Annotated in this window: 26 protein-coding genes; 13 read left to right on the forward strand and 13 right to left on the reverse strand. The window is 67.5% G+C overall.

From position 1 onward, the window contains the following. Positions 1-32: 32 nt before the first annotated feature. The 5 genes from M9799_RS10130 to M9799_RS10150 form a co-directional block, all read right to left on the reverse strand. Entirely contained in the window at positions 33-704 is a 672-nt protein-coding gene (locus tag M9799_RS10130; RefSeq protein ID WP_231041558.1) for a DUF4136 domain-containing protein, read from the reverse strand. Positions 705-777: 73 nt separating this feature from the next. Continuing rightward, the gene (gene ttcA, locus M9799_RS10135) at positions 778-1,734 is read right to left on the reverse strand and encodes a tRNA 2-thiocytidine(32) synthetase TtcA (RefSeq protein WP_377007909.1); all 957 of its coding nucleotides are present in this window, start codon (positions 1,732-1,734) and stop codon (positions 778-780) included. Between the two features lie 5 nt (positions 1,735-1,739). Beyond that, positions 1,740-2,114 carry a dihydroneopterin aldolase gene (locus M9799_RS10140; RefSeq protein WP_175502659.1) on the reverse strand — a complete coding sequence of 125 codons (375 nt, stop codon included), beginning with the start codon at positions 2,112-2,114 and terminating at the stop codon, positions 1,740-1,742. Continuing rightward, positions 2,111-2,554 carry a dihydroneopterin aldolase gene (locus M9799_RS10145; RefSeq protein ID WP_231041560.1) on the reverse strand — a complete coding sequence of 148 codons (444 nt, stop codon included), beginning with the start codon at positions 2,552-2,554 and terminating at the stop codon, positions 2,111-2,113. The genes M9799_RS10140 and M9799_RS10145 overlap by 4 nt, the downstream gene beginning before the upstream one ends. Before the next feature lie 32 nt (positions 2,555-2,586). Continuing rightward, on the reverse strand, positions 2,587-3,408 hold the full coding sequence (locus tag M9799_RS10150; RefSeq protein ID WP_231041561.1) for an SDR family NAD(P)-dependent oxidoreductase: 822 nt from the start codon (positions 3,406-3,408) through the stop codon (positions 2,587-2,589). Positions 3,409-3,481: 73 nt separating this feature from the next. On the opposite strand from M9799_RS10150, the gene M9799_RS10155 reads away from it, so the two are divergent. From M9799_RS10155 to trxC, 3 genes are all read left to right on the forward strand, one after another. After that, positions 3,482-4,576: a class I SAM-dependent methyltransferase gene (locus M9799_RS10155; protein ID WP_231041562.1), complete on the forward strand. Its 1,095-nt coding sequence runs from the start codon at positions 3,482-3,484 to the stop codon at positions 4,574-4,576. A gap of 4 nt (positions 4,577-4,580) precedes the next feature. Next, complete coding sequence (locus M9799_RS10160) at positions 4,581-4,775, forward strand: DUF2905 domain-containing protein (RefSeq protein ID WP_231041563.1); 195 nt, start codon at positions 4,581-4,583, stop codon at positions 4,773-4,775. Positions 4,776-4,978: 203 nt separating this feature from the next. Further along, positions 4,979-5,413, forward strand: a complete 435-nt coding sequence (trxC, locus tag M9799_RS10165) for a thioredoxin TrxC (RefSeq protein ID WP_231041564.1) — start codon at positions 4,979-4,981, stop codon at positions 5,411-5,413. Between the two features lie 7 nt (positions 5,414-5,420). On the opposite strand, the gene exaC is transcribed toward trxC, so the two are convergent. From exaC to M9799_RS10180, 3 genes are all read right to left on the reverse strand, one after another. Beyond that, positions 5,421-6,941 (reverse strand): acetaldehyde dehydrogenase ExaC, encoded by a 1,521-nt coding sequence (gene exaC, locus M9799_RS10170; protein WP_231041565.1) that lies wholly within the window; start codon positions 6,939-6,941, stop codon positions 5,421-5,423. Positions 6,942-7,009: 68 nt separating this feature from the next. Next, a complete protein-coding gene (locus tag M9799_RS10175) occupies positions 7,010-8,257 on the reverse strand; it encodes a multifunctional CCA addition/repair protein (protein WP_377008680.1) in 1,248 nt (415 codons plus the stop codon). Between the two features lie 51 nt (positions 8,258-8,308). Beyond that, positions 8,309-8,992: a glutathione S-transferase family protein gene (locus M9799_RS10180; RefSeq protein WP_231041567.1), complete on the reverse strand. Its 684-nt coding sequence runs from the start codon at positions 8,990-8,992 to the stop codon at positions 8,309-8,311. A gap of 245 nt (positions 8,993-9,237) precedes the next feature. Here M9799_RS10180 and queC point away from each other — a divergent pair, with 245 nt between their 5' ends. Then, a complete protein-coding gene (gene queC / locus M9799_RS10185; protein WP_377007912.1) occupies positions 9,238-9,945 on the forward strand; it encodes a 7-cyano-7-deazaguanine synthase QueC in 708 nt (235 codons plus the stop codon). A gap of 150 nt (positions 9,946-10,095) precedes the next feature. Here the strand turns inward: queC and M9799_RS10190 are convergent, their stop codons facing one another. Then, positions 10,096-10,686, reverse strand: coding sequence for a 5-formyltetrahydrofolate cyclo-ligase (locus M9799_RS10190; protein ID WP_231041569.1), 591 nt, complete (start codon positions 10,684-10,686; stop codon positions 10,096-10,098). A 13-nt stretch (positions 10,687-10,699) separates the two neighbouring features. Between M9799_RS10190 and M9799_RS10195 the strand changes: the two genes are divergently transcribed. Beyond that, positions 10,700-12,682 carry a lytic transglycosylase domain-containing protein gene (locus M9799_RS10195; RefSeq protein ID WP_231041570.1) on the forward strand — a complete coding sequence of 661 codons (1,983 nt, stop codon included), beginning with the start codon at positions 10,700-10,702 and terminating at the stop codon, positions 12,680-12,682. A gap of 10 nt (positions 12,683-12,692) precedes the next feature. On the opposite strand, the gene M9799_RS10200 is transcribed toward M9799_RS10195, so the two are convergent. Together M9799_RS10200 and M9799_RS10205 are read right to left on the reverse strand one after the other, a co-directional pair. Then, a complete protein-coding gene (locus M9799_RS10200) occupies positions 12,693-13,583 on the reverse strand; it encodes an MBL fold metallo-hydrolase (RefSeq protein ID WP_231042154.1) in 891 nt (296 codons plus the stop codon). Positions 13,584-13,615: 32 nt separating this feature from the next. Next, the gene (locus M9799_RS10205; RefSeq protein ID WP_231041571.1) at positions 13,616-15,301 is read right to left on the reverse strand and encodes an AMP-binding protein; all 1,686 of its coding nucleotides are present in this window, start codon (positions 15,299-15,301) and stop codon (positions 13,616-13,618) included. Between the two features lie 175 nt (positions 15,302-15,476). Here M9799_RS10205 and M9799_RS10210 point away from each other — a divergent pair, with 175 nt between their 5' ends. Continuing rightward, entirely contained in the window at positions 15,477-16,430 is a 954-nt protein-coding gene (locus M9799_RS10210) for an esterase/lipase family protein (RefSeq protein WP_231041572.1), read from the forward strand. Here M9799_RS10210 and phhA read toward each other — a convergent pair. Both phhA and hppD read right to left on the reverse strand, forming a co-directional pair. After that, entirely contained in the window at positions 16,393-17,265 is an 873-nt protein-coding gene (gene phhA / locus M9799_RS10215; RefSeq protein WP_231041573.1) for a phenylalanine 4-monooxygenase, read from the reverse strand. The genes M9799_RS10210 and phhA overlap by 38 nt on opposite strands. Before the next feature lie 28 nt (positions 17,266-17,293). Then, entirely contained in the window at positions 17,294-18,427 is a 1,134-nt protein-coding gene (gene hppD / locus M9799_RS10220) for a 4-hydroxyphenylpyruvate dioxygenase (RefSeq protein ID WP_231041574.1), read from the reverse strand. Positions 18,428-18,609: 182 nt separating this feature from the next. Here hppD and M9799_RS10225 point away from each other — a divergent pair, with 182 nt between their 5' ends. From M9799_RS10225 to M9799_RS10255, 7 genes are all read left to right on the forward strand, one after another. Next, the gene (locus tag M9799_RS10225; RefSeq protein ID WP_231041575.1) at positions 18,610-19,092 is read left to right on the forward strand and encodes an Lrp/AsnC family transcriptional regulator; all 483 of its coding nucleotides are present in this window, start codon (positions 18,610-18,612) and stop codon (positions 19,090-19,092) included. Between the two features lie 273 nt (positions 19,093-19,365). After that, the gene (locus M9799_RS10230) at positions 19,366-20,094 is read left to right on the forward strand and encodes a GNAT family N-acetyltransferase (protein ID WP_231041576.1); all 729 of its coding nucleotides are present in this window, start codon (positions 19,366-19,368) and stop codon (positions 20,092-20,094) included. Positions 20,095-20,261: 167 nt separating this feature from the next. Continuing rightward, entirely contained in the window at positions 20,262-21,143 is an 882-nt protein-coding gene (locus M9799_RS10235; protein ID WP_231041577.1) for an HlyC/CorC family transporter, read from the forward strand. Positions 21,144-21,151: 8 nt separating this feature from the next. Next, on the forward strand, positions 21,152-22,738 hold the full coding sequence (lnt, locus tag M9799_RS10240) for an apolipoprotein N-acyltransferase (protein ID WP_231041578.1): 1,587 nt from the start codon (positions 21,152-21,154) through the stop codon (positions 22,736-22,738). A gap of 151 nt (positions 22,739-22,889) precedes the next feature. Next, positions 22,890-23,414, forward strand: a complete 525-nt coding sequence (gene fabA, locus M9799_RS10245) for a bifunctional 3-hydroxydecanoyl-ACP dehydratase/trans-2-decenoyl-ACP isomerase (protein ID WP_231041579.1) — start codon at positions 22,890-22,892, stop codon at positions 23,412-23,414. After that, on the forward strand, positions 23,411-24,631 hold the full coding sequence (gene fabB / locus M9799_RS10250) for a beta-ketoacyl-ACP synthase I (protein WP_231041580.1): 1,221 nt from the start codon (positions 23,411-23,413) through the stop codon (positions 24,629-24,631). The genes fabA and fabB overlap by 4 nt, the downstream gene beginning before the upstream one ends. Positions 24,632-24,872: 241 nt before the next feature. Beyond that, a complete protein-coding gene (locus M9799_RS10255; RefSeq protein ID WP_231041581.1) occupies positions 24,873-25,811 on the forward strand; it encodes a glycosyltransferase family 2 protein in 939 nt (312 codons plus the stop codon). Positions 25,812-26,014: the final 203 nt, after the last annotated feature.

Genomic DNA, 26,014 nt, shown 5'->3' on the forward strand with positions numbered 1-26,014 from the left:
GGCCGCGGGGCCGGTTCAGGCCAGGCCAGTCCTCAAGGCCTGACCGGCACCGGCTGTACGCTCGGCACGGGTGCCGCAGCCGGCGCCGCTCCCGACACCGGCAGCGGCGTGCGGATCTGCCTGGGCCCCTGCGGCGGATTCGGAAACCCGCTGAGCGCCGCATCGAACAGCGTCCCGAAGATCGCCGGATCATTGGTCCAAACGTCCTCGTGCACCGCAGAGGTCTCATAGACCACGCGCTGCGTGCGCTGCTCGCGCATGACCACGCTCACCGCGCGGTAGTGCAGCAGCGGGGGCGTGTCGAACATGAAGCCGCCGAAGCCCATGCCCATGCCCCAGCCGGCGCCGCGGCCGAAGCCCAGTCCCCAGTTCCAGCGCGGGCCGTAGGGGCCGTAATAGGCGGTGTCGCGCGTGTAGCGGGCCTGGGCGCTGATCTGCACCACCAGGCTGGCCTGGCTGTCGTCGCGCTGCAGGCCGACCCGGGCCAGCGCCTGCTGGGCCTGGGCCTCGATGGCCGCGAACTGCGGCGCCTGGGCCTGCTGCGAGGGCAGCAGCTCGAGGCGGTAGGTCGGCGGCGCGGGCAGCGCGGTGAGGGTCGAGAAGCTCTGCACGTCGCTTTGCACATCGCGCACGCTGGCGCAGCCGCCAAGCAGTGCGGCGCATCCGAGCACCGTGAGGGAGAGTTTCCAGCGGATCAAAGCCATGGCGTTTCCTTCTCGCGCTCGCGGTGCAAAAGCCCAGGCGGGGGATGGCGAGCCCGGCATCCCCCGCCGCCGTTCAGGACAACTGGACCACCTGGACCCCGGGCAGCGTGGCCGCGGCGGGGAATTCCTCGTGGTCGAACGCCGTGTCGCCCTCGGGATCGGCAATGCCGGTGGCCTTGGCGTTCTTGAAATCATGCAGCTTGGGGTCCAGCATATGCGTGGTCACGACATTCTGCATGGCGCGGAACATGTTCTCGATGCGGCCAGGGTGCTTTTTCTCCCATTCGCGCAGCATCTCGCCGACCGCCACGCGCTGCAGGCCGTCCTGGCTGCCGCAGAGGTTGCAGGGAATGATCGGGAAATTCTGCGCCTTGGCCCAGCGTTCCGTGTCCTTCTCCGGCACATAGGCCAGCGGGCGGATCACCACATGCTTGCCGTCGTCGCTGACCAGCTTGGGCGGCATGCCCTTGATGCGCCCGCCATAGAACATGTTGAGCAGCAGCGTCTGCAGGATGTCGTCGCGGTGGTGGCCTAGGGCGATCTTGGTGCAGCCAAGCTGGTCGGCCACCTTGTAGAGGATCGCGCGGCGCAGGCGGCTGCACAGGCCGCAGGTGGTCTTGCCTTCGGGCACCACGCGCTTGACCACGCTGTAGGTGTCCTGCGTCTCGATGTGGAAGGGCACGCCCAGGCCCTCGAGGTACTCGGGCAGGATGTGTTCGGGAAAGCCGGGCTGCTTCTGGTCGAGGTTGACGGCCACCAGCTCGAATTTCACCGGCGCGCGGCGCTGCATCTTCAGCAGGATGTCGAGCATGGTGTAGCTGTCCTTGCCGCCGGACATGCAGACCATGATCTTGTCGCCTTCCTCGATCATGTTGAAGTCGGTGATGGCGCGGCCGACCTCGCGGCACAGGCGCTTTTCCAGCTTGTGCTGCTCGCGTTCGATCTTGATGCCTGCGGCCTTGGTGGCGGCGGCTTCGTCGGCGACGGGCGCGTCGTCGATCCAGGGGTTGTGTTCAGTAGCGGTGTTCATCGGGCTCACCATTGGCCGGTTTCAATGCGGATGGCGACTTCACAGTCGTCGAAGATTTCCAATTTTGCAATTTTCACGCGCACGCCGCGCACGCCGGGCAGCAGCATCAGGCGCTGCGCCAGCTTGCCGATCAGGCTCTCGAGCAGATTGACATGCTCGGCGGTGCATTCGTCGATGATGATCTGGCGCACCTTGCGGTAGTCGAGCACATGGCCGATGTCGTCGTCCTTGGGGCGCAGGGCCTGGGGTCCGAGGTTCAGCTCGGCATCGACCTGGATCGGTTGGGGGGCGGTTTTCTCGTGGGCAAGGATGCCCAGGTTGGCGTCAAACCGCAAACCGGTCAGGTTCAGGGTCTGGCTGCCCACTGCAGCTGAGGTCATGATGGAAAGGAAAGAAGTTCGGCCGCGTCGGGCTTGATGGTGAAGACTTCCACGCCGACGGCCGCGCAGTCGGGGTAGACATCGGGCTTGCTGGTGGCGACGCGCGCGGCCACGACCTGCGGGTGGGCCAGCAGTGCCTGCAGCAGCGCATCGCACAGCGTCTCCTGCAGCGCGATATGTCCACGCGCGACCTCGCGCTGCACGGACTCGCGCACGAAGTCGTAGTCCACGACCTCGTGCAACGCGTCGGCGCTGGGCGTGGTCGCGTGCAGCGGCACATAGAGGTCGATATCGAAGCGCATGCGCTGGGGCGCGGCGCGCTCGAAATCGTGGATGCCTATCGACACCTGCTGCTCCAGCCCCTGCAGGAACAGCCGCCGGCATTGCAGCAGCAGCTCGTGCACGGCAGGGCGGCCGGACTGAAGCGGGAATTCGGTCATGTTGGAAGTCAAGGGTGGGGCGGCGGCGCGGCTCAGTCGACCATGAACATCACGTCGCGCGCCAGCGGCACCAAATGCTGCCCATTGTCCACGCATAGCGTTATTCCTGTGATTGCCGGGTTTTCCGCGAAGAAGACGCCGGTCTCGGCGACATGCTGCGCCGCCAGCGGCGCGCGCAGCAGGTTCACGCGCGCGGCGCGCTGGTAATTGTCCTCGCTCTGCGGCCCGCTCGGGTACATCAGGCCCGGCGCCAGGCCGACCACGCGCACGAGCGGCGCCAGTGCCTGGGCCTGCAGCGCCACGGCGCGCTCGAGCGCCAGCTTGGACAGGGTGTAGGAGAAATAATCGGGGTTGAGGTTGAAGACCTTCTGGTCCAGCACATGGATGGCGACCGGCCGCGCGCTGCCGGGCGCGGGCGGCTGTGCCTGATCGTGCGCCTGCCAGCGCTGCGCCCAGTCGCTGGCCAGCAGCAGTGGCGTCAGGGTGTTGGTGTGCAGCTGGCGGTCCACGCGCGCCAGGTCGGCGCCGAAGTCGGCCGCGCTGTCGGGCTCGAACAGCGAGGCGTTGTTGACCAGCGCCCGGGGCAGGGCGCCGCAGGCCGCATGCACGCGCGCCAGCAGCGCAGGGGCCGCGCCGCGATCGCTCAGGTCGGCCTGGAAGGCGAGCGCCTGCACGCCCAGCGCGCGCACCTCGGCGCAGGTGGCCTCGGCGGCCTTACGGCTTTGCCGGTAGTGGCAGGCCACGTTCCAGCCGGCGCGCGCAAAGGCCAGGCAGAATTCGCGGCCCAGGCGCAGGCCGCCGCCGGTGACCAGCACCCAGCGCCGGCCCTCGGGGCAATCAGTGGAAATGCGCACGGAGATTCCTCGCAGAAAAAGGGCGGTCGGCAATTAGCGCCGAAAATGGCGGCTTGTTGCCGAAAGAAGACCAATGGACAGTAGTGAAAGTTTAGCGGGCGAGTTGACCGCGCAGATCCGCGCGCGCATCGAGGCCGCCGGAGGCTGGCTGGGATTTGACGCGTTCATGGCGCTGGCGCTCTACAGCCCCGGCCTGGGCTATTACGCCAATGACCGGCCCAAGTTCGGCAGCATGCCCGAATCGGGCAGCGATTTCGTCACCGCGCCGGAAATCTCGCCCGCCTTCGGCCGGCTGCTGGCGGCGCAGGTGGCCGAGGCCCTGGAGCGCACCGGCACGCGCGAGGTCTGGGAGTTCGGCGCGGGCACCGGGGCGCTGGCCGGGCAGCTGCTGGGCGCGCTGGGCGACAAGGTCGAGCGCTACACCATCGTCGATCTCTCGGGCAGCCTGCGCGCGCGCCAGAAGGAGCGCCTGGCGCCCTTTGCCGAAAAATTGCACTGGGTCGATACGCTGCCGCAAGCCATGCAGGGCGTCGTTGTCGGCAACGAGGTGCTGGATGCGATGCCGGTGCAGCTGCTGATGCGCAGGAAGGGCGAGTGGTTCGAGCGCGGCGTGGCCTGGAAGGAGGATGGCTTCGTCTGGGAGGACCGCGCCACCGCGCTGCGCCCGCCCCTGGAGATCGCCGGCCCCCAGGACTACCTGACCGAGATCCACGCCCAGGGCGAAGCCTTCGTGCGCACGCTGGGCGAGCGCCTGGTGCGCGGCGCGGCCTTCCTCATCGACTACGGTTTCGGCGAGGACGAGTACTACCACCCGCAGCGCCACATGGGCACGCTGGTGTGCCACCGCGCGCACCGCATGGATGACGATCCGCTGGTGGAGCTGGGCCTGAAGGACATCACCGCCCACGTCAACTTCACCGGCATCGCCGTGGCCGCGCAGGAGGCGGGCATGGAGCTGCTGGGCTACACCACCCAGGCGCATTTCCTGGTCAACTGCGGCCTGCTGCAGCAGCTCGAGCAGATGCCCCAGGGTGCGCGCGCCATGGCCGCCAAGCTGATGATGGAGCACGAGATGGGCGAGCTGTTCAAGGTGATAGGCCTCAGCCGCGGCGTCGAGCCCTGGCCGGCGCTGGGCTTCGTGCAGGGCGACCGCACGCACCGGCTGTGAAACCATGATCCGCTGGCTGATCGTCATCTTCCTCGCGCTGCTGCTGATCAACGGGCTGTCGAACCTGCTCGAGCGCATCGGCCTGGGACGGCTGCCGGGCGACCTGCGCTTCAAGGTCTTCGGGCGGCAGATCTTCCTGCCGTTTGCGAGTACGGTGCTGTTGAGCGTGATTGCGGCGTTGATTGCGAAGTTTGTTTAGGGGGGTGGGGCTTATGGACTTATTGGCAAGTTTTGAGGACAGGCCGTCCATCCTTCGACAAGCTCAGGACGAACGGTTTCCCTCCGACGTTCGTGGTGAGCCTGCCTGGGCGGCCCCGTCGAACCATGAACGTCCTGCCCTCTAGGTTGAAATCCTGCTCCCGAGCCCGAGATACCTCCAACATCTCCCGTAAAGGCTTCCCCATGACCGACCCCCTGCACTACGTCTGCCCCCATTGCCACACCACCAACCGCGTCGCGCGCGCGCAGCTGGGCAATGCGCCCGACTGCGGCAGCTGCCACCAGCCGCTGGTCACGGGCAAGCCGGTGGCGCTCGATGCCGCGAGCTTTGCAAAGCACGTGGGGCGCAGCCAGGTGCCGGTGGTGGTCGATTTCTGGGCGCCCTGGTGCGGCCCCTGCCGCAGCATGGCGCCGGCCTTCGAGCAGGCGGCGGCCGCGCTGGCGCCCGAGGTGCAGCTGGCCAAGCTCGACACCGAGGCCCACCCGCAGGCCGCCGCGCCCTACGGCATTCGCAGCATCCCGACGATGGTGGTGTTCCGCGGCGGGCAGGAAATCGGCCGGATCTCGGGGGCCATGGGAGCGGGCGATATCCAGCGCTGGGTGCAATCCGTCATTTGACCTGCCCTCAGAAGAACCCCATCCGGTTCTCCCCATAGCTCACCAGCAGATTCTTCGTCTGCTGGTAGTGGTCGAGCATCATCTTGTGGTTCTCGCGCCCCATGCCCGATTCCTTGTAGCCGCCAAAGGCCGCGTGCGCCGGATAGTGGTGGTAGCAGTTGATCCAGACGCGCCCGGCCTGGATGGCGCGGCCCATGCGGTAGGCGCGGTTGCCGTTGCGGCTCCAGACGCCCGCCCCCAGCCCGTAGAGCGTGTCGTTGGCCAGCGCCAGCGCCTCGGCCTCGTCCTTGAAGGTGGCCACGGCCAGCACCGGGCCGAAGATCTCCTCCTGGAAGATGCGCATGCGGTTGTGGCCCTTGAACAGCGTGGGCTGCACGTAGAAACCGCCTTCGAGCTCGCCGCCCAGCTGGGCGCGCTTGCCGCCGCAGAGCAGCTCGGCGCCTTCCTCCTGGCCCAGCTCCAGATAGGCCAGGATTTTCTCCATCTGCGCCTGGCTGGCCTGCGCGCCCATCATGGAATCTGTGTCCAGGGGGTTGCCGTGCCGGATGGCGGCCACGCGGCGCAGCACTTTCTCCATGAAGCGCTCGTAGATCGATTCCTCGATCAGCGCACGCGAGGGGCAGGTGCAGACCTCGCCCTGGTTGAAGGCAAACAGCACCAGGCCCTCGATGGCCTTGTCGAGAAAGGCATCGTCCTGGTCCATGACATCGGCGAAGAAGATGTTGGGCGATTTGCCGCCGAGCTCGAGCGTGGCCGGGATCAGGCTGCTGGCCGCGGCCTGGGCAATGGCCCGGCCGGTGGCGGTCGAGCCGGTGAACGCGATCTTTGCAATGCGCCTGCTGGTGGCCAGCGCCATGCCGGCCTCGCGGCCATAGCCGTTGACGATGTTCAGCACGCCCGGCGGCAGCAGGTCGGCGATCAGCCCGGCCAGCACCAGGATGCCGATGGGCGTCGATTCCGCGGGTTTGAGCACCACGCAATTGCCTGTCGCCAGTGCCGGTGCCAGCTTCCAGGCGGCCATCAGGATCGGGAAGTTCCAGGGAATGATCTGCCCGACCACGCCCAGCGGTTCGTGGTAGTGGTAGGCCACGGTATCGCCATCGATCTCGCTGATGCCGCCTTCGTGGGTGCGGATCGCGCCCGCGAAATAGCGGAAGTGGTCGGCCGACAGCGGAATGTCGGCGTTGAGCGTTTCACGGATGGCCTTGCCGTTGTCCACGGTCTCGACATAGGCCAGCAGCTCGCGATGGGCGTCGATGCGATCGGCGATCTGCAGCAGGATCCGGCTGCGCTCGGACGCCGGGGTCTTGCCCCAGGCAGCCGCTGCCGCATGCGCTGCGTCCAAGGCCTTTCCGATATCGGCTGCCGTACCGCGCGCCACGTGGGTGTAGGGCCTGCCGGTGATGGGCGTGATCACCTCGAAATACTCGCCGCCTGCGGGAGGAGCCCAGTGGCCGCCAATGAAATGGTCGTACCGTGCGCGGAAGCGATGCGGGGCGTCGGCGGCGCCGGGGGCTGCGTATTGCATGGACTTGTCTCCTGAAGATCGAAGAAGAGTCCATGTTCGGTGCAAAAAGGCTGGATATGCCCGCGGTATTACCCGGGGTCGGAGGCCAGCCAGTGCGCTATCGCCTGGGTGCGCGCATGGGCCACGGCCGCACCAATGGCCGGGCCAGTACGGCCCTGGGCCATGGCCTGGGCGGCGACTTCCGCGGTGGATACGGACAGCGCCTGGTCCAGCGCCGCCTGCAGCCGCGCGCGCTGCGGGTATTCGCGCTCTTCGAGGCCCAGCCGCCCGCGCGCATCGCATTCGCAGGCCATGAGCGCCAATGCAAAGCGCCTGGGTTGGCGAATGGCATCGCAGCGCTCGAACAGCCGCATCAGCGCCGCGGCGTTCAGATCCTGGCTGCGGTGGATATTGCCGTGCTCGCGCGCCACCACGTCGGCCAGATCGCGGCAGTCGCCGGGCACGCGCAGCCGCTCACCGATTTTCCAGGCCAGCCGCGCGCTGCGCTGCTCGTGGCCGATATGGCGCGGCAGCACCTCGGCCGCCGTCGTGCCCTTGCCCAGGTCGTGCACCAGGCAGGCATAGCGCACACCCAGCGGCGCGTTCATGCGCGCGGCCTGCTGCAGCACCATCATCACGTGCACGCCGGTGTCGACCTCGGGGTGGTATTCGGCGCGCTGGGGCACGCCCCACAGGCGCGCCAGTTCCGGCAGCAGCACCTCCAGCGCGCCGCAGTCGCGCAGCACCTCGAACATGCGTTCGGGCGCGGCCTCCATCAACCCGCGCGCGAGCTCCTGCCAGACGCGTTCGGCCACCAGGTCATTGGCCTCGCCCGCCGCGACCATCTCGCGCATCAGCGCCAGGGTTTCGGGCGCGACGCTGAAGTCGGCAAAGCGCGCCGCAAAGCGCGCGACACGCAGGATGCGCACCGGATCCTCGCGGAAGGCCTCGGTGACATGGCGCAGCACGCGTGCCTCCAGGTCGCGCTGCCCGCCATAGGGGTCGCTGAGCGTGCCACTGCCCGGCCATTCGGCTGGCGCGGCCATGGCGTTGATCGTCAGGTCGCGCCGCGCCAGGTCCTCCTCCAGCGTCACGTCGGGCGAGGCCTGCACGACGAAGCCGCGGTAGCCGCGCCCGCTCTTGCGCTCGGTGCGCGCCAGCGCATATTCCTCATGGGTTTCGGGGTGCAGGAAGACCGGGAAGTCTCGGCCCACGGGCTGGTAGCCCAGGGCCTGCATCTGTTCGGGCGTCGCGCCCACCACCACCCAGTCGCGGTCATTGACCGGCCGGCCCAGCAGCTGATCGCGCACCGCGCCGCCCACAGTCAGGATTTGCAGAGAAGTCATGGGCCGAGTGTCGCCGGATTCGGCGCGGCCGGCCAGGCGCGTTCAGCGGCGTTCGCGATAAGGCTCCTCGAAATCGATGAAATCCTGCTCCGCCAGTGCATCCTGCACCCACTCCTGCACCGAAGGCAGCGCCTGGATGCGCTTGACATAGGCGGCGATCTGCGGCGGCACGGGCAGGGCGTAGGTTGCCAGGCGCAGGCAGACCGGGGCGAAATAGGCATCGGCAATGGTGAACTGGCCGAACAGCAGGGTGCCTCCATGGGTCGCCAGCAAGGCGCTCCACATGTCGATGATGCGCTGCACCTCGTCGCGCACGCCCGGCTGCTCGTTCCAGACCTGGGCGCCGGCCGCGGGCAGATGGGCTTCGACGTTCAGCGGGCAGTGGGTGCGCAGCTCCATGAAGCCGCAGTGCATCTCGGCGCAGATGGCGCGCGCATGGGCGCGGTCCGGTGCCAGCAGCGGCCACAAATGCTTTTCGGGATATTGCTCCGCCAGGTATTCGGCAATCGCCAGGCTGTCCCAGATGGTCAGGTCGCCATCGACCAGCACCGGCACCTTGCCCGCGGGCGACACGTCATGCAGCCGCTGCTTGAAGACCGACTGCGCGCCGAAGCTGTCGAAGCGCACCTTGACCTCCTCGAAGGGAATGCCCATCTGGCGCATCAGCACCCAGGGGCGCATGGACCAGGAGGAGTAATTCTTGTTGCCGATATAGAGTGCAAGCATGCAGACTCCTGTCAGGTCTATAGACGGGGCGGCCAGTTTGCGACCATGCTAGCGACAGTTGCGCCGCTTGTCATGCGGATGGCACACAAATTGCGGCAAAAACCCACGAAGTCCTTGGTATCTGCGCTTAAAGCGTAAGCAACTGTTTCTTGTTGTGTCGGGCACAGGCCGCGCTCTGCGGACCGTGTCCCTGGCTGCAGGTCTTGGGGCTGCGCGCCCCGACCGATAGTGCTTTAATGCCGGCCATGCATACATCCGCCCTTGTGCTTTTCTCCGGTGGGCAGGACTCCACCACCTGCCTGGCCGACGCCCTGTCCCGTTACGAGCGCGTCGAGACCCTGGGTTTCGACTATGGCCAACGCCACCATGTCGAGCTCGACGCGCGCCAGAACGTGCTGGCCGCGCTGCGCGAGCGCTTCCCGCAGTGGGCGCCGCGGCTGGGCGAGGACCATCTGCTGTCGCTCGACGTGCTGCGCCAGATCGGCGGCTCGTCCCTGACCGACGACGTGGCCTTTGCCATGCAGGCCGACGGCCTGCCCAACAGCTTCGTGCCCGGACGCAACCTGCTGTTCCTGACCCTGGCCGGCGCGCTGGCCTACCGCCGCGGGCTGCAGGTGATCGTCACCGGCGTCTGCGAGACCGACTTCTCCGGCTACCCCGACTGCCGCGACGACACCATGAAGGCCCTGCAGGTCGCGCTGAACCTGGGCCTGGAGCGGCGCCTGCGCATCGCCACGCCGCTGATGTGGATCGACAAGGCTCAGACCTGGCAGCTGGCCCACGACCTGGGCGGCCCGGCGCTGGTCGAGATCATCGTCAAGGACACCCACACCTGCTACCAGGGCACGCGCGAGGTGCTGCATGACTGGGGGTATGGGTGCGGCGAATGCCCGGCGTGCGAGTTGCGGGCGAAGGGGTGGGAACGCTGGCGCGGTGCGGGCCGGTTGCCTTGATTTGTTAAGCGGACGTTCACCCTTCGACAGGCTCAGGGCGAACGGAAAAACCGTTCGTGGTGAGCCTGTCGAACCATGAACGGCCTGTCCTCAAGAAGCTCCCTGAACCCTGAACCATTAACCTGCCGAGAGCTCTTCCGTCCCCAGCATTCACCGCCTCGGCCGCTGCGCCATCGGCCAAACCACCCCGTTGTCGTTGAGGATCGCATCCAGCGGCAGGTCATGCGCATCCGGCGTGAAATCGTCGACATACCCGCAGGTGAACCCCAGCCCCACGGTGAACGGCCGCGGCTCGAGCGTGGCCAGCGTGCGGTCGTAGAAGCCGCCGCCATAGCCCAGCCGGTAGCCGCCCGCGGCGTAGCCCACGCAGGGCACGAACAGCAGCGTGGGCACGATCACCTCGGTGTCCTTGGGCTTGGGAATGCCGTAGGCATCCTCCTCCATCGGGCAGCCCGGATACCAGAGGTGAAAGCTCAGCGTCTTGCTTTCCTTGTCGATCACCGGCAGGCCGATGCGCCGGCGCTGGCCGTCGCGCTGCAGCTCACCGTCCTCCTTCCAGCGATGCAGCGCGGGAAGAGGATCAAACTCGCCTTTTATGGGCCAATAGGCGCCAATCACGGTATCCGGCCGGTCAATGAGCCAAAATCGCATCACCTGCTGCAACAGGTCCGCGCGGTGCAGACGATCCGTTAGGTTCAACCGCTGTTCGATCAATGTGCGCCGCAAGGCTGCTTTGTCCATCACATAATCCTCCATGCACTGGCTCAAGATTCTGACACCGCTTCTCGCCGCAACGTTCTGGACCACAGCCGCACCGCCAGTGGCGGCGCAGATCCGTGGCGACGATGCGCTTCTCGCAATGCAGCAAGCCTACCGCAAGGGCGACCGCAACCAGCTCGCGCAGCTGCTGCCGGCCGTGCGCGGCCATGCGCTCGAGCCCTGGGGCGCCTACTGGGAACTGCGCGCGCGGCTGGACACTGCGCAACCCGAGGAGGTGCAGGCCTTCCTCAGGCGCTGGGCCGGCAGCTACCAGGAGGACCGGCTGCGCAACGACTGGCTGCTGCTGCTGGGCCAGCGCCGCGACTGGGTGCAGTTCGCCCAGGTCCTGCCGGGCTTTCGCATGCAGGACGACCGCGCGGTGCGCTGCTATGCGCTGACGATCGCGCAGATCGAAGGGCGCGCGAGCGAGGCGCAGGCGCAGGAGGTGCGCGACCTCTGGTATGCGCAGCGCGACGGGGACGACGGCTGCACCAACGCCGCTGCCAGCTACTATGCCGCCAAGCAGCTCACGCCCGGCGACATCTGGCGCAAGGCGCGGCTGGGCGCCGATGCCAACCGCCAGCGCGCGGTGCGCGATGCGGTGCAGCTGGTGGCGCCAGAATCGCTGCCGCTGGTCAACGAGCTGTTTGCCTCGCCCATCCGGTTCCTGACCGGCCCGCGCATGGCGCGCGGCCAGGTGCGCCAGGAGATGGGCCTGCTGGCGCTGATCCGCCTGGCGGCCAGCGACCCGGCGCAGGCCGCTTCGCAGCTCGAGGGCCGCTGGAGCGCGATCCTCACGGCCGAGGAGCGCAACTGGGCCTGGGCGGCGATCGGCAAGCAGGCGGCATTCAAGCTGCAGCCCGAGGCGCAGACCTATTTCGCCAACGTGCGCAAGGATACGGACCTCAATGACGAACTGCTGGGCTGGAAGGTGCGCGCCGCGCTGCGCGCCGGCCAGTGGCGCCAGGTCACGCGCGCCATCGACGCCATGTCGCCCGAGGGCCAGACCGACAGCGCCTGGGTCTACTGGAAGGCGCGCTCGCTGGTGGCGCCGCATGGCGGCGACGCCGAGCGCGCCCAGGCGCGCCAGCTGTACGAGAGCATTGCCGGGCCCGGCGGTTTCTACGAGCAGCTCGCGCTCGAGGAGCTGGGCCGGCGCGTGACCGTGCCGCCCACGCCCGCCGCCGTCACGGCGCAGGAAAAGGCCGCGGCGCGCGCCAACCCGGGGCTGCAGCGCGGCCTGCAGGCCATCCAGCTGGGGCTGCGCAGCGAAGGCGTGCGCGAGTGGAACTACGCCACCAACCTGCACACGCCCGGCGGCATGGACGAGCGCTCGCTGCTGGCCGCGGCCGAGCTGGCCTGCGAGCGCGAGGTCTGGGACCGCTGCATCAACACCAGCGAGCGCACGCGCACCGAGCTCAACTGGAGCCAGCGCTATCCGATGCCCTTCCATGACACGGTGATCGCACGCTCGCGCATGATCGGCCTGGACCCGGCCTATGTCTATGGGCTGATCCGCCAGGAAAGCCGCTTCATCATGGATGCGCGCTCCGGCGTCGGCGCCTCGGGCCTGATGCAGGTCATGCCGGCCACGGCGCGCTGGACCGCGCGCAAGATCGGCATGACCGACTTCACGCCCGGCATGATCAACGACCGCGAGGTCAACATCGCCATCGGCACGGCCTACCTCAAGCTGGCGCTGGACGACTTCGACGGCTCCATGGCCCTGGCCGCGGCCGGCTACAACGCCGGCCCGGGCCGTCCGCGCGCCTGGCGCAACGGCCCGGTGCTCGAAGCCGCGATCTGGGCCGAGAACGTGCCCTTCACCGAGACCCGCGACTACGTGAAGAAGGTGCTGGCCAACACCACCGCCTACGCGGCGCTGATCACCGGCCAGCCGCAATCGCTCAAGGCGCGGCTGGGCACGGTGGGCCCGCGCCCGGCCAACGAGCCGGAGCCGATGAAGGACCTGCCCTAGGCCCTAGGCCCTAGCCGTTGTGCAGCAGTCCGGCCTCGCGCCGGGCCGCGCCCACCGCCACCAGTTCCTGCACCAGGCCCGCCACCCAGTCCGCCGCCGTGGCCTGCGGTTGGTGCCGCGCCCGCAGCCGGTCCATATAGGGCGTGGCCGCGACCCAGACCAGCAGCCCGGCCTCGTCGATGCGCTGCCATTCGAGCAGCTTGAACTTGAGCAGCACCTTGGCCGCATGCCGCGCGTGGCGCTCGGGCGACTGCATGAAGGCTTGCAGGCGCGCGCGTGCCGCCGCCAGCGCGCCGGCGACATCGCGGAAAACCGGCCCGTGCCCGGGAATCACGGTGGCGGGCGCCAGCCGTTCGATCAGCTCCAGCGTCGCGCCGACCTCGGAAAACGCGTCCTCGCCGTCGAGCTCCGGAAACACCACGCCAAAGCCCTTTTCCCAGAGCGCATCGGCCGAGATCAGCAGCCGCGCCTCGGGCTCGAACAGCAGCACCGCATGCGGATCATGGCCGGGCGCCGCATGGATCTGCCAGGGCCTGCCGCCCAACTGCACCTGCGTGCCGGGCGCCAGCACGCCATCGAGGCGAAAGCGCGGGCATCGCTGGCCCGTCGCCACGTAGCCCAGGGCCTGCGCGTCCCAGCGGCGCACCAGGTCGGCCTGGCCCGGCGCCACGGCGGTGTGCACCCGCGGCCAGGCGGCCTGCAGCGCCGCGTTGCCGCCGCAGTGGTCGCTGTGCAGATGGGTGTTGAGGATGCGCGCCAGCGGCTGCGGCCCCAGCGTGGCGCGCACCAGCGCCAGCGTCTGATCGGCATGGGTGCAGTAGCCGGTGTCGACCAGCGCCGCGTCGGGCCCGGCAAACAGGATGCCGTTGGCCGACAGCCAGCCGCGCTCGAGCACGGTCATCTCCGGCCACAGCGCGCCGGCGGGGGCGCCGCTCACTGCGGCGTGCGCAACGCGCGCCGCAGGATCTTGCCGACATTGGTCTTGGGCAGCGCCTCGCGGAACTCGATGTACTTGGGCCGCTTGTAGCCCGTGAGGTGCTCGCTGCAGTAGCGCAGCAGCGCGTCCTCGTCGAGCGCCTCGCTGCTGCGCACCACGAACAGCTTGATGGCCTCGCCCTGCTTCTCGTCGGGCACGCCCACGGCCGCGCATTCCACGACATGCGGGCACAGCGAGACCACGTTCTCGAGCTCGTTCGGGTAGACGTTGAAGCCGCTGACCAGGATCATGTCCTTCTTGCGGTCGATGATGCGCACGCAGCCGAGCGCATCCATCTGCGCCACGTCGCCGGTGCGCAGGTAGCCGTCGTCGGTGAAGGCCCGGGCGGTTTCCTGCGGCTGGTTGTAATAGCCGGTCATGACGTTGGGGCCCTGGATGCACAGCTCGCCGGGCACGCCCAGCGGCAGGTCCTGGCCCAGCTCGTCCTTGATCGCCACCAGGATGCCCGGCAGCGGCAGGCCGATATGGCCCGTGAACTGCGGGTTGGTGACGGGGTTGTTGGTGCCGGTGGCGCAGGTCTCGCTCATGCCCCAGCCCTCGATCATGGTGCTGCCCGTCACCTTCTTCCATTCGCGCGCCGTGCCCTCGGACGCGGCCATGCCGCCGGCCTGCGTCAGGCACAGGTGGGAAAAGTCCAGCGTGCGGAACTGCGGGTTCTGCAGCAGCGCGTTGAACAGCGTGTTCACGCCCGGCAGCAGGTGGAAGGGGCGCTTCTTCAGCACGGCGACGAATTTGCCGATGTCGCGCGGGTTGGGAATCAGGCTCAGGCTCGAACCCTGGCGGATCGCCAGCAGGCACAGCGTGAGCGCGAAGATATGGTAGAGCGGCAGCGCGGCGATGCTGTGCAGCTGGCGGTGGTCGGGCAGGCGTTCGAGCGCGGGCTCGAACCAGGCCTCGGCCTGCAGCGTCGCGGCAATGATGTTGCGGTGCGTCAGGATCGCGCCCTTGGACAGGCCGGTCGTGCCGCCGGTGTACTGCAGGAACGCGATCGAGTCGAGCGTGGCCGGGCTCGGGCGCAGCGTGCGCTGCGCGCCCAGCGCCAGCGCCGTGTTGAAGGCCGTGACCTGGCGGCCGCCGCCCAGCGGCAGCGCATAGGCCGGCACCATCCTGGCCAGATGGCGCGCGGCAAAGCGGATCCAGCGTCCGTAGACCGGGCCCAGCAGATCGCCCAGCGAGGTGATGCAGACCTGCTGGATCGGCGTGCGCTCGAGCACGCTGGCCAGCGTGTGGGCGAAATTCTCGAGAACGACGATCGCGCTGGCGCCCGAGTCCTTGAGCTGGTGCTCGAGCTCGCGCGCGGTATAGAGCGGGTTCACGTTGACGCAGGTATAGCCCGCGCGCAGGACGGCGGCCATGGCCACGGCGAATTGCGGCACGTTGGGCAGCATGATGGCCACGCGCGCGCCGGCTTCCAGCCCCAGGCCCTGCAGCCAGGCACCCAGCCGCCCGGACAGCTGGTCGAGCTCGCGGTAGTGCATCCAGCGGTCCATGCAGACCGAGAAGGGCTGGTCGGCGTTCTTCTTCAGCGATTCCTCGATCAGATGGGCCACCGACGTGTAGGCGCCAGGGTCGACCGTCGGGGGAACACCCGCGGGATAGTTCTGCAGCCAGTGAGGATCCATGCGAATCAAGCCTTGAATGTCTGAAGGAGGGCCTGGCGCTGCAGGCCGCGTGCAATCTGTCCATTGTGTCGCGCGGCGGCATGGTCCGGGCTCCGGGCTTGTCCCAGGAAAGTCCCGTGCAGGACAGCGCCGCGCGCGCATGCTCAGGACCTGCGTGGCATGGTAAACACGGGACATGAACGCACGATGGCAACAGGCTTGCATTCTTGGCGGATTGATTCTTGCGCTGGCATGGCTCTGGTGGCAATGGCCGCGCTCGCCGGCGCTGGCCCTGGCCGGCGTGGCCGCGCTGCTGCTGCTGCCCGTGTGGAGCGTGACGCTGCAGTTCCTGTACATGCGTGCTGCGCCGCGCGATGCGGACCCGTCCATCCCCCCGGTGGGCCTGCGCGCGCTGCTGCGCGCCTGGCGCGCCGAGGTGGCGCTGGCCTGCGGCATCTTTGGCTGGCGCCAGCCTTTTCGCCATGGCCTGGTGGCCGACACGGTGCCTGAGCAAGGTGCCCGGGCGGCGCGAATCGGGGTGGTGCTGGTGCATGGCTATCTGTGCAACCGCGCTTTCTGGCAACCCTGGCAGCGGCTGCTGGCGGCGCGCGGCATTCCCTGCCTGGCGGTCACGCTGGAGCCCGTCTGGGGCTCCATCGACGACTGCGCGCCCGGGCTCGATGCGGCCGTGCGGCGCATGGCCGAGGCCACCGGGCGCCCGCCGGTGGTGATCGGCCACAGCATGGGCGGGCTGGTGATCCGCGCCTGGCTGCGCAGCCGCGGTGCGGTGGTGTGCGAAGGGCTGGATGAAGCGGAGGCGGCCGAACGCCTGAAGTCACTTGTGGCGCATGTGATCACGATCGGCACCCCGCACCAGGGCACCGCGCTGGCCGAGATCAGCCGCACCACCAACGGCCGGCAGATGCGCCAGGGCAGCGACTGGCTGCTGGAGCTGGCGCGCCACGAGCCCGGGGCGCTGGCCGAGCGCATGACCTGCTGGTATTCGAACTGCGACAACCTGGTGTTTCCGGCGCGCGCCGCCTGCTACCCCGGCGCCGACAACCGGCTGGTGGTCGATCTGGCGCATGTGCAGATGGCATTTGCGCCAAAGCTCATGCAGGAGTGCGTGGCCCTGGTGGAGCAGGCCTGACGGGGGGCGCCTCGCTGCCATCGGCCGCAAACTCGGGCAGGGCGCGCAACTGCGCATAGAGCGGGGCGAAGTCGCCGTCCGTCATGTCGAACAGCTGCTGCAGGCTGTCAATGACGAAATAGGTCTGCTGGTAGCTGTCGATCCTGTAGCGCGAGCGCATGGCGCGTTCCACGCTCAGCGGCAGGCGCCGCGGCTCGGGGCTTTCCACCGCGTGCACCAGCTCCCCACCCGAGCTCAGGATGCCCGCGCCATAGGCGCGCAGCCCGCCGGCCTCGCGGATCAGCCCGAACTCGATGGTGTACCAGTAGAGCCGCGCCAGCATCTCGCAGGCGCCCAGGCGGTGCGCCTTGATGCCCCCCTGGCCGTAGCGCTGCACGTAGTCGGCCAGCACCGGGTTGAACAGCAGCGGCACATGGCCGAAGAGGTCGTGGAAGATGTCGGGCTCGACGATGTAGTCGAACTCGGCCGGCGTGCGGATCCAGTCGGTGACCGGAAAGCGGCGCTCGGCCAGCAGCTCGAAGAAGGCCAGCTCGGGAATCAGCCCGGGCACGCCGACGATCTGCCAGCCGGTGGCCGGCATCAGCCGCGCGTTGATGTCCTCGAAGCGCGGGATGCGCTTGTGGGGCCCGAGCGAGGGCAGCGCGGCGATGAACTCCGCGCAGGCCCGGCCCGGCAGCAGCGCCGACTGGCGCGCGTGCAATCGCCGGTAGGTGTCGTGGTCGGTTTCGGTATAGGACGCGTAGTCCTGCGCACAGGTGTAGTCGCTGGCTGCGCGGCTGTAGTCGCCGCGCGGCGGGCGCTCGGATTGTCCGTAGACCACTGGAGCTTGTCCCATGGCTTGTCTCCCGCCGCGGGCATGGGCTTCAGAGCACGCCGCGGCGCATCTGGTCGAGCTCGATGCTCTCGAACAGCGCCTTGAAGTTGCCGTTGCCGAAGCCGTCGTCGCCCTTGCGCTGGATGAACTCGAAGAAGATCGGGCCGAGCTGGTTCTCGCTGAAGATCTGCAGCAGCACCGCGTCCTTCTTGCCGTCGATCAGGATCCTGCGCTGGTGCAACTGGTCCACGGGCTCGCCATGGCCCGGAATGCGCTGGTCGATGAGTTCGTAGTAGGTGTCGATGGTGTCGAGCAGGCGCACGCCGCCGGCGCGCAGTGCGTCGACCGTGGCGTAGAGGTCGTCCGAGCCCATCGCGATGTGCTGGATGCCCTCGCCATGGTAGGAGTCGAGGTACTCCTGGATCTGCCCGGCCTTTTCCTTGCCTTCCTCGTTGATCGGGATGCGGATCTTGCCGCAGGGGCTGGTCATGGCCTTGCTCTTGACGCCCGTGACCTGGCCTTCGATGTCGAAATACTTGATCTCGCGGAAGTTGAACAGCCGTTCGTAGAAGTCGGCCCATTCGGCCATGCGGCCGCGGTGCACGTTGTGCGTCAGGTGGTCTATATAGGTCAGGCCGTGGCCGCGCGGGTTCAGCATGTCCCCGGTGGTGACGCCGGGCAGCGGCACGAAGTCGACATCGAAGAAGCCGATGTTGCCGATGTCGCCGGGCTGGGCGCCGTTCTTGCCGCGCCAGCGGTCGACCAGGTAGATGCGGCTGTCGCCCACACCCTTGATGGCCGGGATGTTGAGCTCGCCCGGCGTCGGCGTGCCATCGTGGCCCCAGGCGCCCAGGTCCAGCGCGCGCTCGTAGGCGGCCTTGGCATCATGGACGCGGAACGCGATCGCGCAGACGCTCGGGCCGTGCAGCCGCGCGAAGCGCTGCGCGAAGCTGTCCGGCTCGGCGTTGATGATGAAGTTGATCTCGCCCTGGCGGTACAGCGTCACGTTCTTGCGGCGGTGCCGCGCCACGGCCTTGAAGCCCATGCTCTCGAACACCTTGCCCATGGCCACCGGGTCGGGCGCGGCGTATTCGATGAATTCGAAGCCATCGGTGCCCATGGGGTTGTCCCAGGCGTCGGTGGAAGAGGGGGCGGCGGTGTGCAGCGGCAGCGGGGCGTTCATTGTTGTCTCCGGTGGATATGGAACCACTTTAGAACTTGGCAGCAGCGAATTCCTGCATTGTCGGCCAGGGCCGCGCGCTGTGGCTGCATGAAAAATGCAGCAAAGACACATTTCATGCAGTATTCCGGGGGGATTCGGGCAAACCCTGGGGTGTTTCGGCGGGTTCCGTAGAATCCCTGCCCATGAGCGCAACGCAAACCATCGACAAGCTGGACCGGGCCATCCTCCGGCGGCTGCAGGAAAACGGCCGTGAAACCTATGACGTCATCGGCGAGCAGGTCGGCCTGTCGCCTAGCGCCGTGCTGCGCCGCGTCAAGCGCCTGGAGGAAGCCGGCGTCATCGACCGCTATGTCGCCCTGGTGCGTCCCGAGACCGTGGGCCTGGGCCTCACGGCCTACCTCAATGTGCGGCTCGAGAAGTACACCGAGACCAGCAAGCGCAATCCCATGGACGTGTTCCGCGCCAGCGTGCAGACCTGGCCCGAGGTCGTCGAATGCTCCTCGCTGACCGGCGAGATGGACTACCTGCTGTGCGTGGTGGTCAGCGACATGGCGCACTACAGCCGCTTCATCATGGACACGCTGCTCAAGCATCCCAGCGTGCAGGATTGCAAGACCAGCTTTGTATTGGATCGGGTGAAGGCGACGACGGCAGTCCCGGTCTGAGGACGGGAGCTTCACCCTTGACGCAGCGATTTATGCGTCCTTTGGGTTCAGTGTGAAAATTTCACGTTTGGAGGACAGGACGTTGATCCTTCGACAGGCTCAGGACCAACGGTTCTTTCCGTTCGTGGTGAGCCTGCCTGGGCGGCTCCGTCGAACCATGAACGGCCTGTTCTCAAGCCAAGCGCACGCAACCTGTTGTCCCCCCGCATCGTTTTCATGCTGCACTGCAACAAGGCTCTTGGTAAATATAGGGTAATCCCCTATATTCGAGGCATGAAGGTTCCTATTGACTGGCTGAAGTCGTCCTGGCACGCGGGCAAGCACATCTTGCGTCCGGTGGCCAGCCCGTCGATTCTCTTCATTGCCTCGTGCCGTCCTGCCATGGTTCCTATCCGCACCCTGGGTGCGCGCCACCGCCAGAGCGTCTCCCGCCACCTGCTCAAGCTCGACAAGGCCGACCGCTACCTGCGCTTCGGCTATGCGGCCAGCGACGAACAGGTGCAGCGCTACGTGCAGCAGCTGGATTTCGACCGCGACCAGGTATTCGGCATCTACAACCGGCGCCTGGAGCTGATTGCCATGGCGCACCTGGCGTATGCGCCGCCGCCCGAGCACCGCAGCTGCGCCGAATTCGGCGTTTCGGTGCTCAAGCAGGCGCGCGGCAAGGGCCTGGGCCGGCGCCTTTTCGACCACGCGATCGTGCATGCGCGCACGCGCGGCGTGCGCATGATGTTCATCCATGCGCTGTCCGAGAACACCGCCATGCTGAAGATCGCGCGCAAGGCCGGCGCCGAGGTCACGCGCGACGGCTCGGAATCGGAGGCCTACCTGCAGCTGCCGCCCGCGGGCTTCGACACGCACATGGGCCGGATGGTCAACCGCCAGTTTGCCGAAGTCGACTACCAACTCAAGAAGCAGGCAAGGCAGTTCTGGAGTTTCCTGGCCGGGCTGCAGGAAGTGCGCAAGGGAGTGCGCGAAGGGCGCCACAAGGCCGGCGCTTGAAACGCCCGGCCGCACCGCAGAACTTCGATGGGCCGGGGCGCGTCAGGCGTTCTCCGACGCAGAGGCCGTGGCGCGGCGAGGATTCTTGCAAACGCCACACCCCAAAGGCAGGCAATCCGCTATCCTTACAGCTTGTTCCACTACCGCACGTCCTGCATTCCAAGACAGTGTCAGACCCGCATTCTGCTCGTTCTTCCGAGAAGGAAGACAAGCGCAGTTTCCTGCAAAAAGTCGCCGAGTTCATCCATCCGGCCCCCGAGTCGGCCGATGAACTGATCGAAACCCTGGCGGAAGCCGAAGACAACCAGGTCATTGGCGCAGACGCCCGCGTGATGCTCGAGCGCGTGATCCGGATGGCGGACATGACGGCTGGCGACGTGATGGTAGCCTCGACGCGCATGGATCTCGTCAACATCGACGATCCCTACGATGTCCTCCTGCACCAGGTCATCTCGACGGCGCACTCGCGCTTCCCCGTCTACCAGGGCGAGCGCGAGAACATCATCGGCATCCTGCTGGCCAAGGACCTGCTCAAGCTCCAGCGCGCTCCCGAGCTCAATCTGCGCGCATTGCTGCGCCCGGCGGTGTTCGTGCCCGAAACCAAGGGCCTGCACGACCTGCTGCGCGAGTTCCGAGGCAATCGCAACCACCTGGCCATCGTCATCGACGAGTTCGGCCGCGTCGCAGGGCTGGTCACGATCGAGGACGTGCTCGAGGAGATCGTCGGCGAGATCGAGGACGAATTCGACATTCCCGAAGACGAAGGCGACATCTTCGCGCTGGCCGACAACAGCTACCGCGTCTCGGGCGGCACCCCGGTCGAGCGCGTGGCCGAGGCCTTCGACGTGATCCTGCAGTCGAGCGATCCCGGCGAGGACTTCGAGACCATCGGCGGCCTGATCGCGCACGAGATGGGCCATGTGCCCAAGCGCGGCGAATACCTGCGGATGATGGGCCTGGGCTTCACCGTGCTGCACACCAAGGGCGGGGCGGTGCGCTGGTTCCGCGTGGTGCGCGAGCACGCGCCCGACAGCCTGGTGGGGAACTGAAACCGCGCATGCCTTTGACCCTTCACGGCCGTGTGGCCTTCTGGCTGGGCGCGGCGGCCGCCGGCGTGGCCCAGGCGCTGTCCATGGCCTGGCCCGCGGGCGGACAGCCCCTGGATGGCCAGCCCCTGTGGTGGCTGCAGATCCTGTCGCTGGCGTGGCTGGCGCACGGATTGCGCGGCACCCTGCAGCCGCTGCGGGCCGCTGCATTTGCCGGCCTGTTCGCGACCAGCTGGCTGGCCGCGACCTTCTGGTGGCTGTTCATCTCCATGCACACCTATGGCGGGCTGGCCGCGCCGCTGGCGGTGCTTGCCGTGCTGGGGCTGGCCGCCTTCCTGGGCAGCTATTACGCGCTGGCGGCCTGGGCCTTCGTGCGCTGGCGGCCCGCGGGCGCACTGGCGTCGGCATTGCTGTTTGCGGCCTGCTGGACCCTGGCCGAGCTCGCCCGCGGCAGCCTGTGGACCGGTTTCCCCTGGGGCGCGGGCGGCTATGCCCATGTCGACGGGCCGCTGTCCGTGCTGCCGCGCTGGCTCGGTGTCTACGGCACCGGGGCCGTCGCGGCCGTGCTGGCCCATGCGCTGGCCGGCCTGCGTCCGGCGCATCTGCGCCACGCGCACCCCTGGGCGCTGGCGCTGGCCGGCGCGGCGCTTCTGGCCGGGCTGTTCTGGCAGCGCGACTGCGCGCTGCGCGCCTGCCTGGCGGATGCGCCTGCCGCGAAGCCGCCCGCGCTCAGCGTGGCGCTGCTGCAGGGCAATATTCCACAGGATGAGAAATTCGAGCCCGGCAGCGGCATACCGCTGGCGCTCGAATGGTATGCGGCGGCGTTGCGCGGCAGCGATGCCCGGCTCGTGGTCGCGCCGGAAACCGCCATCCCGCTGCTGCCCCAACAGCTGCCGCGCAACTACCTGGAGGTGTTGCAGCAGCATTTCAGCCAGGGCCCGCAGGCCGCGCTGATCGGCATCCCGCTGGGCAACCCGGTGGAAGGCTTCACCAATTCGGTGGTCGGCCTGGTGCCGGGCGAGGCGCCGGTGTACCGCTATGACAAGCACCACCTGGTGCCCTTTGGCGAGTTCATCCCGCCGCTGTTCAAGTGGTTCACGCAGATGATGAACATCCCGCTGGGCGATTTCAACCGCGGCGGCCTGGCGCAGCCCGCGCTGGCCTGGGCCGGCCAGCGGCTCGCGCCGAACATCTGTTATGAAGATCTGTTTGGCGAGGAACTTGGACAGCGTTTCCGTGACCTGTCCACGGCACCCACGGTCTTCGTCAACGTGAGCAACATCGGCTGGTTTGGCGACAGCGTCGCCATCGACCAGCATCTGGCGATCAGCCGCATGCGCGCGCTCGAGTTCGAGCGGCCGATGCTGCGCGCCACGAATACCGGCGCCACGGTGATCATCGACCACCATGGCGACGTGACCCACGCGCTCGCGCCGCACGTGCGCGGCGTGTTGACCGGCAGCGTCGAGGGACGGGAAGGGCTCACGCCCTTTGCGCGCTGGGTGCGCTGGACCGGGCAGCTGCCGCTGTGGCTGCTGGCCGGGCTGGCGCTGGTCGGGGCTGTCTGGAGGCGGCGGACATGCGCGGCGCACAAGTAGACTGTGGATTTTTGATGGACCGATGTGCAGGGTCTTTGCACTTTCCCGGCAATGCCGTGGAAAGGATAATGCGCGCCTGTGGCGCATGCGGAATGCTGCGCAGCACACGACAACGAAGCGGTGACCTCACCGCTGTGGAGCAAGTTTGATAATGGCCGATTCCTTTTCCTACCAGCAACTGATCGCCTCCGGCGAGGGCAAGCTGTTCACTCCTGATTCCGGGCGCCTGCCTCTGCCTCCGATGCTGATGTTCGATCGCATCACGCACATCGACGGCGAGGGCGGTGAGCATGGTCTGGGCAAGATCGTGGCCGAGCTCGACGTGAACCCGGACCTGTGGTTCTTCAAATGCCATTTCCAGGGCGATCCGGTCATGCCCGGCTGCCTGGGGCTCGACGCCATGTGGCAACTGATCGGCTTCTACCTGACCTGGCTGCAGCTGCCCGGCCGCGGCCGCGCACTGGGCGCGGGCGAGGTCAAGTTCACCGGCGAAGTGGGTCCTGACGTCAAGTTGGTGACCTATGAAATCGACATCAAGCGCCTGATCAAGCGCAAACTCAACATGGCCATCGGCGACGCCCGCCTGCTGGCCGATGGCAAACTCATCTATACGGCGACGGACCTGCGCGTGGGACTGTTCATGCGCGAGGACAAGGCCGAAGGATCCGCAGAATGAAGCGTCGGGTGGTGATCACGGGCACGGGCATCGTCTCGTGCATCGGTAATGACAATGCAACGGTCGAGGCCTCGCTGCGCGAGAGCCGCTCGGGAATCCGCGCCATGCCCGAGTTCACAGAGCTGGGCATGCGCAGCCAGGTGGCCGGTGTTCCGCAGATCGATCTGGAAGCGCTGATCGACCGCAAGGAACTGCGCTTCATGGGCGATGCCGCGGCCTATGCGCAGATCGCGCTGGCCCAGGCCATTGCCGAGGCGGGGCTCACGCCCGAGCAGGTTTCCCATCCGCGCACCGGCCTGATCATGGGCTCGGGCGGCGGCTCGCCGGCCAACCAGATCGAAGCCGCGGACACGCTGCGCGAGAAGGGCATCCGCCGCGTCGGCCCCTACCAGGTCACGCGCTGCATGAGCTCGACGGTCTCGGCCTGCCTGTCGACGAATTTCGGCATCAAGGGCATCAACTACTCGATCACCTCGGCCTGCTCGACCTCCGCGCATTGCATCGGCTCCGCGGCCCAGCAGATCGCCTGGGGCATGCAGGACGTCATGTTTGCCGGCGGTGGCGAGGAGCTGTCCTGGGGCATGTCGCTGCTGTTCGACGGCATGGGCGCGATGTCGAGCAAGTACAACGCCACGCCCGAGAAGGCCTCGCGCGCCTATGACGCCAACCGCGATGGCTTCGTCATTGCCGGCGGCGGCGGCGCCGTGGTGCTGGAAAGCCTCGAGCATGCGCTGGCGCGCGGCGCGACCATCCTCGGCGAAGTCGTGGGCTTCGGCGCCACCTCGGACGGCGAAGACATGGTGGCTCCGTCGGGCGACGGCGCGATCGCCTGCATGCGCCAGGCCATCGAGGGCCTCGAAGGCCCGATCGACTACATCAATACCCACGGCACCTCGACCCCGGTGGGCGACGTGCCCGAGCTGCGCGCGATCCGCGAGGTGTTCGGCGAGAACATTCCGCCGTTCTCGTCCACCAAGTCGCTGACCGGCCATTCGCTGGGCGCGACCGGCGTGCAGGAAGCGATCTACTGCCTGCTGATGCTCAACAAGGGCTTCATTGCCGGTTCGGCCAACGTGGAAACCCCCGACCCCGCGGTCGAGGGCATGCCGCTGGTCACCGAGACCCGCGACGCGCCGCTGCGCCAGGTGCTGTCGAACAGCTTCGGCTTTGGCGGCACCAACGCCAGCCTGGTGCTCAGGCGCTGGGAAGGGGCCTGAGCGGCCAGCGGTGGGCGGCGCATGGGGGCCGCCCACTGCTTTCACCTCTTTTTTGGCCGAGCGGGCAAGCCGGTAACCGGCTTGCCTCGACTGGCTCGGCACGCGCATTTGCACCTGCAGGGCTTTCACGCCTGGATCCCGCGGCTTGGGCAATGCGCAAGGACTCACAGTGAAACATGCCATCCGGATGAATCCAGCGACCCTGCCCGATGCGCAAAGGGGTTCGTACGCAGGGCAATCCATGTCCCGGCCGGCGCGCCGGCCGAAGGTGGCGATCCTGCTGTGCACCTACAACGGCCGGCGCTTCCTGGGCGAACAGCTCGATTCATATGCCGCACAGACCTATGCGCATTGGGAGCTGCAGGTTTCCGATGACGGCTCGAAGGATGGAACGCTGGAGCTGCTGGCGTCCTACCAGGCCCGCTGGGGCGCGGAAAAGCTCACCCTCCATGCCGGTCCGGCCAAGGGCTTTGCCGCCAACTTCCTGTCCCTGATATGCCGGCCCGGGCTCGAAGCCGATTGCTTCGCCTACTCGGACCAGGACGATATCTGGCAGGCCGAAAAACTCGAGCGCGCCGTGCACTGGCTGCAATCCGTGCCCGAAGGCGTTCCTGCGCTGTACTGCGGCCGCACCCGCCTGGTCGATGCCGGCGGCCGTGAAATAGGCCTGTCGCCGCTGTTTCCCAAGCCTGCGGGCTTCGCCAATGCGCTGATGCAGAACATCGCCAGCGGCAACACCATGGTGCTCAACAGCGCAGCCAGGGCCCTTTTGCTCGAAGCCGGCAAGGAGCTTCCCGTGGTCGCGCACGACTGGTGGACCTATATCGTGGTCACAGGCTGCGGCGGCCGGGTTTTCTATGACCCGGAGCCCACGTTGCTTTATCGCCAGCACGATGCCAATGTCATCGGCATGAATTCCACCTGGGGCGCGCGTCTGGACCGTATCCGCATGCTGTGGCACGAGCGATTCAGGCGTTGGAACGATTGCAATATTGCGGCTCTGGGCCGTTTGAAGCACAGGCTGATCCCGCGGAACAAAGAGATTCTGGAGAATTTCGCCAAGGCACGGAAAATGGGTTTCTTTGGACGAATTCTTTATTTCAAGCGAAGTGGAATATACCGGCAGACCTGGCTGGGGAATATCGGCCTGGTCATTGCCGTGATTTTCAAGAAGTTCTGATCGGTGGGCAGCCTGGGAAGACAGGGCGCACTGCCGGCGGATCCATCGCATCGAGATCCTTGCGAGCGGGCAGGCGCGCCGTCCGGAAGTGCGCACGCGATTGTAAGACTGGTAAGTGGCTGAACGGCGTCCCGCCTCCGGACCTTGCCTGGCACCGCTGTGCAGGCACGCCAGGACCATGGCCCGGCATGGCGTGCAGGCTT

Source organism: Comamonas endophytica, assembly GCF_023634805.2.
GTDB lineage: Bacteria > Pseudomonadota > Gammaproteobacteria > Burkholderiales > Burkholderiaceae_C > Comamonas > Comamonas endophytica.

What these genes read in the sequence shown, in the direction of transcription:
- M9799_RS10210 (WP_231041572.1), top strand. Translation starts at nt 15,477, where the DNA reads ATGAACGCACGATGGCAACAGGCTTGCATTCTTGGCGGATTGATTCTT.
- M9799_RS10195 (WP_231041570.1), top strand. Translation starts at nt 10,700, where the DNA reads ATGCACTGGCTCAAGATTCTGACACCGCTTCTCGCCGCAACGTTCTGG.
- fabB (WP_231041580.1), top strand. Translation starts at nt 23,411, where the DNA reads ATGAAGCGTCGGGTGGTGATCACGGGCACGGGCATCGTCTCGTGCATC.
- ttcA (WP_377007909.1), bottom strand. Translation starts at nt 1,734, where the DNA reads ATGAACACCGCTACTGAACACAACCCCTGGATCGACGACGCGCCCGTC.
- M9799_RS10180 (WP_231041567.1), bottom strand. Translation starts at nt 8,992, where the DNA reads ATGCTTGCACTCTATATCGGCAACAAGAATTACTCCTCCTGGTCCATG.
- exaC (WP_231041565.1), bottom strand. Translation starts at nt 6,941, where the DNA reads ATGCAATACGCAGCCCCCGGCGCCGCCGACGCCCCGCATCGCTTCCGC.
- fabA (WP_231041579.1), top strand. Translation starts at nt 22,890, where the DNA reads ATGGCCGATTCCTTTTCCTACCAGCAACTGATCGCCTCCGGCGAGGGC.
- M9799_RS10225 (WP_231041575.1), top strand. Translation starts at nt 18,610, where the DNA reads ATGAGCGCAACGCAAACCATCGACAAGCTGGACCGGGCCATCCTCCGG.
- hppD (WP_231041574.1), bottom strand. Translation starts at nt 18,427, where the DNA reads ATGAACGCCCCGCTGCCGCTGCACACCGCCGCCCCCTCTTCCACCGAC.
- M9799_RS10160 (WP_231041563.1), top strand. Translation starts at nt 4,581, where the DNA reads ATGATCCGCTGGCTGATCGTCATCTTCCTCGCGCTGCTGCTGATCAAC.
- M9799_RS10140 (WP_175502659.1), bottom strand. Translation starts at nt 2,114, where the DNA reads ATGACCTCAGCTGCAGTGGGCAGCCAGACCCTGAACCTGACCGGTTTG.
- M9799_RS10190 (WP_231041569.1), bottom strand. Translation starts at nt 10,686, where the DNA reads ATGGACAAAGCAGCCTTGCGGCGCACATTGATCGAACAGCGGTTGAAC.
- M9799_RS10130 (WP_231041558.1), bottom strand. Translation starts at nt 704, where the DNA reads ATGGCTTTGATCCGCTGGAAACTCTCCCTCACGGTGCTCGGATGCGCC.
- M9799_RS10155 (WP_231041562.1), top strand. Translation starts at nt 3,482, where the DNA reads ATGGACAGTAGTGAAAGTTTAGCGGGCGAGTTGACCGCGCAGATCCGC.
- queC (WP_377007912.1), top strand. Translation starts at nt 9,238, where the DNA reads ATGCATACATCCGCCCTTGTGCTTTTCTCCGGTGGGCAGGACTCCACC.
- M9799_RS10200 (WP_231042154.1), bottom strand. Translation starts at nt 13,583, where the DNA reads ATGACCGTGCTCGAGCGCGGCTGGCTGTCGGCCAACGGCATCCTGTTT.
- M9799_RS10145 (WP_231041560.1), bottom strand. Translation starts at nt 2,554, where the DNA reads ATGACCGAATTCCCGCTTCAGTCCGGCCGCCCTGCCGTGCACGAGCTG.
- M9799_RS10255 (WP_231041581.1), top strand. Translation starts at nt 24,873, where the DNA reads ATGTCCCGGCCGGCGCGCCGGCCGAAGGTGGCGATCCTGCTGTGCACC.
- trxC (WP_231041564.1), top strand. Translation starts at nt 4,979, where the DNA reads ATGACCGACCCCCTGCACTACGTCTGCCCCCATTGCCACACCACCAAC.
- M9799_RS10230 (WP_231041576.1), top strand. Translation starts at nt 19,366, where the DNA reads ATGAAGGTTCCTATTGACTGGCTGAAGTCGTCCTGGCACGCGGGCAAG.
- phhA (WP_231041573.1), bottom strand. Translation starts at nt 17,265, where the DNA reads ATGGGACAAGCTCCAGTGGTCTACGGACAATCCGAGCGCCCGCCGCGC.
- M9799_RS10205 (WP_231041571.1), bottom strand. Translation starts at nt 15,301, where the DNA reads ATGGATCCTCACTGGCTGCAGAACTATCCCGCGGGTGTTCCCCCGACG.
- lnt (WP_231041578.1), top strand. Translation starts at nt 21,152, where the DNA reads ATGCCTTTGACCCTTCACGGCCGTGTGGCCTTCTGGCTGGGCGCGGCG.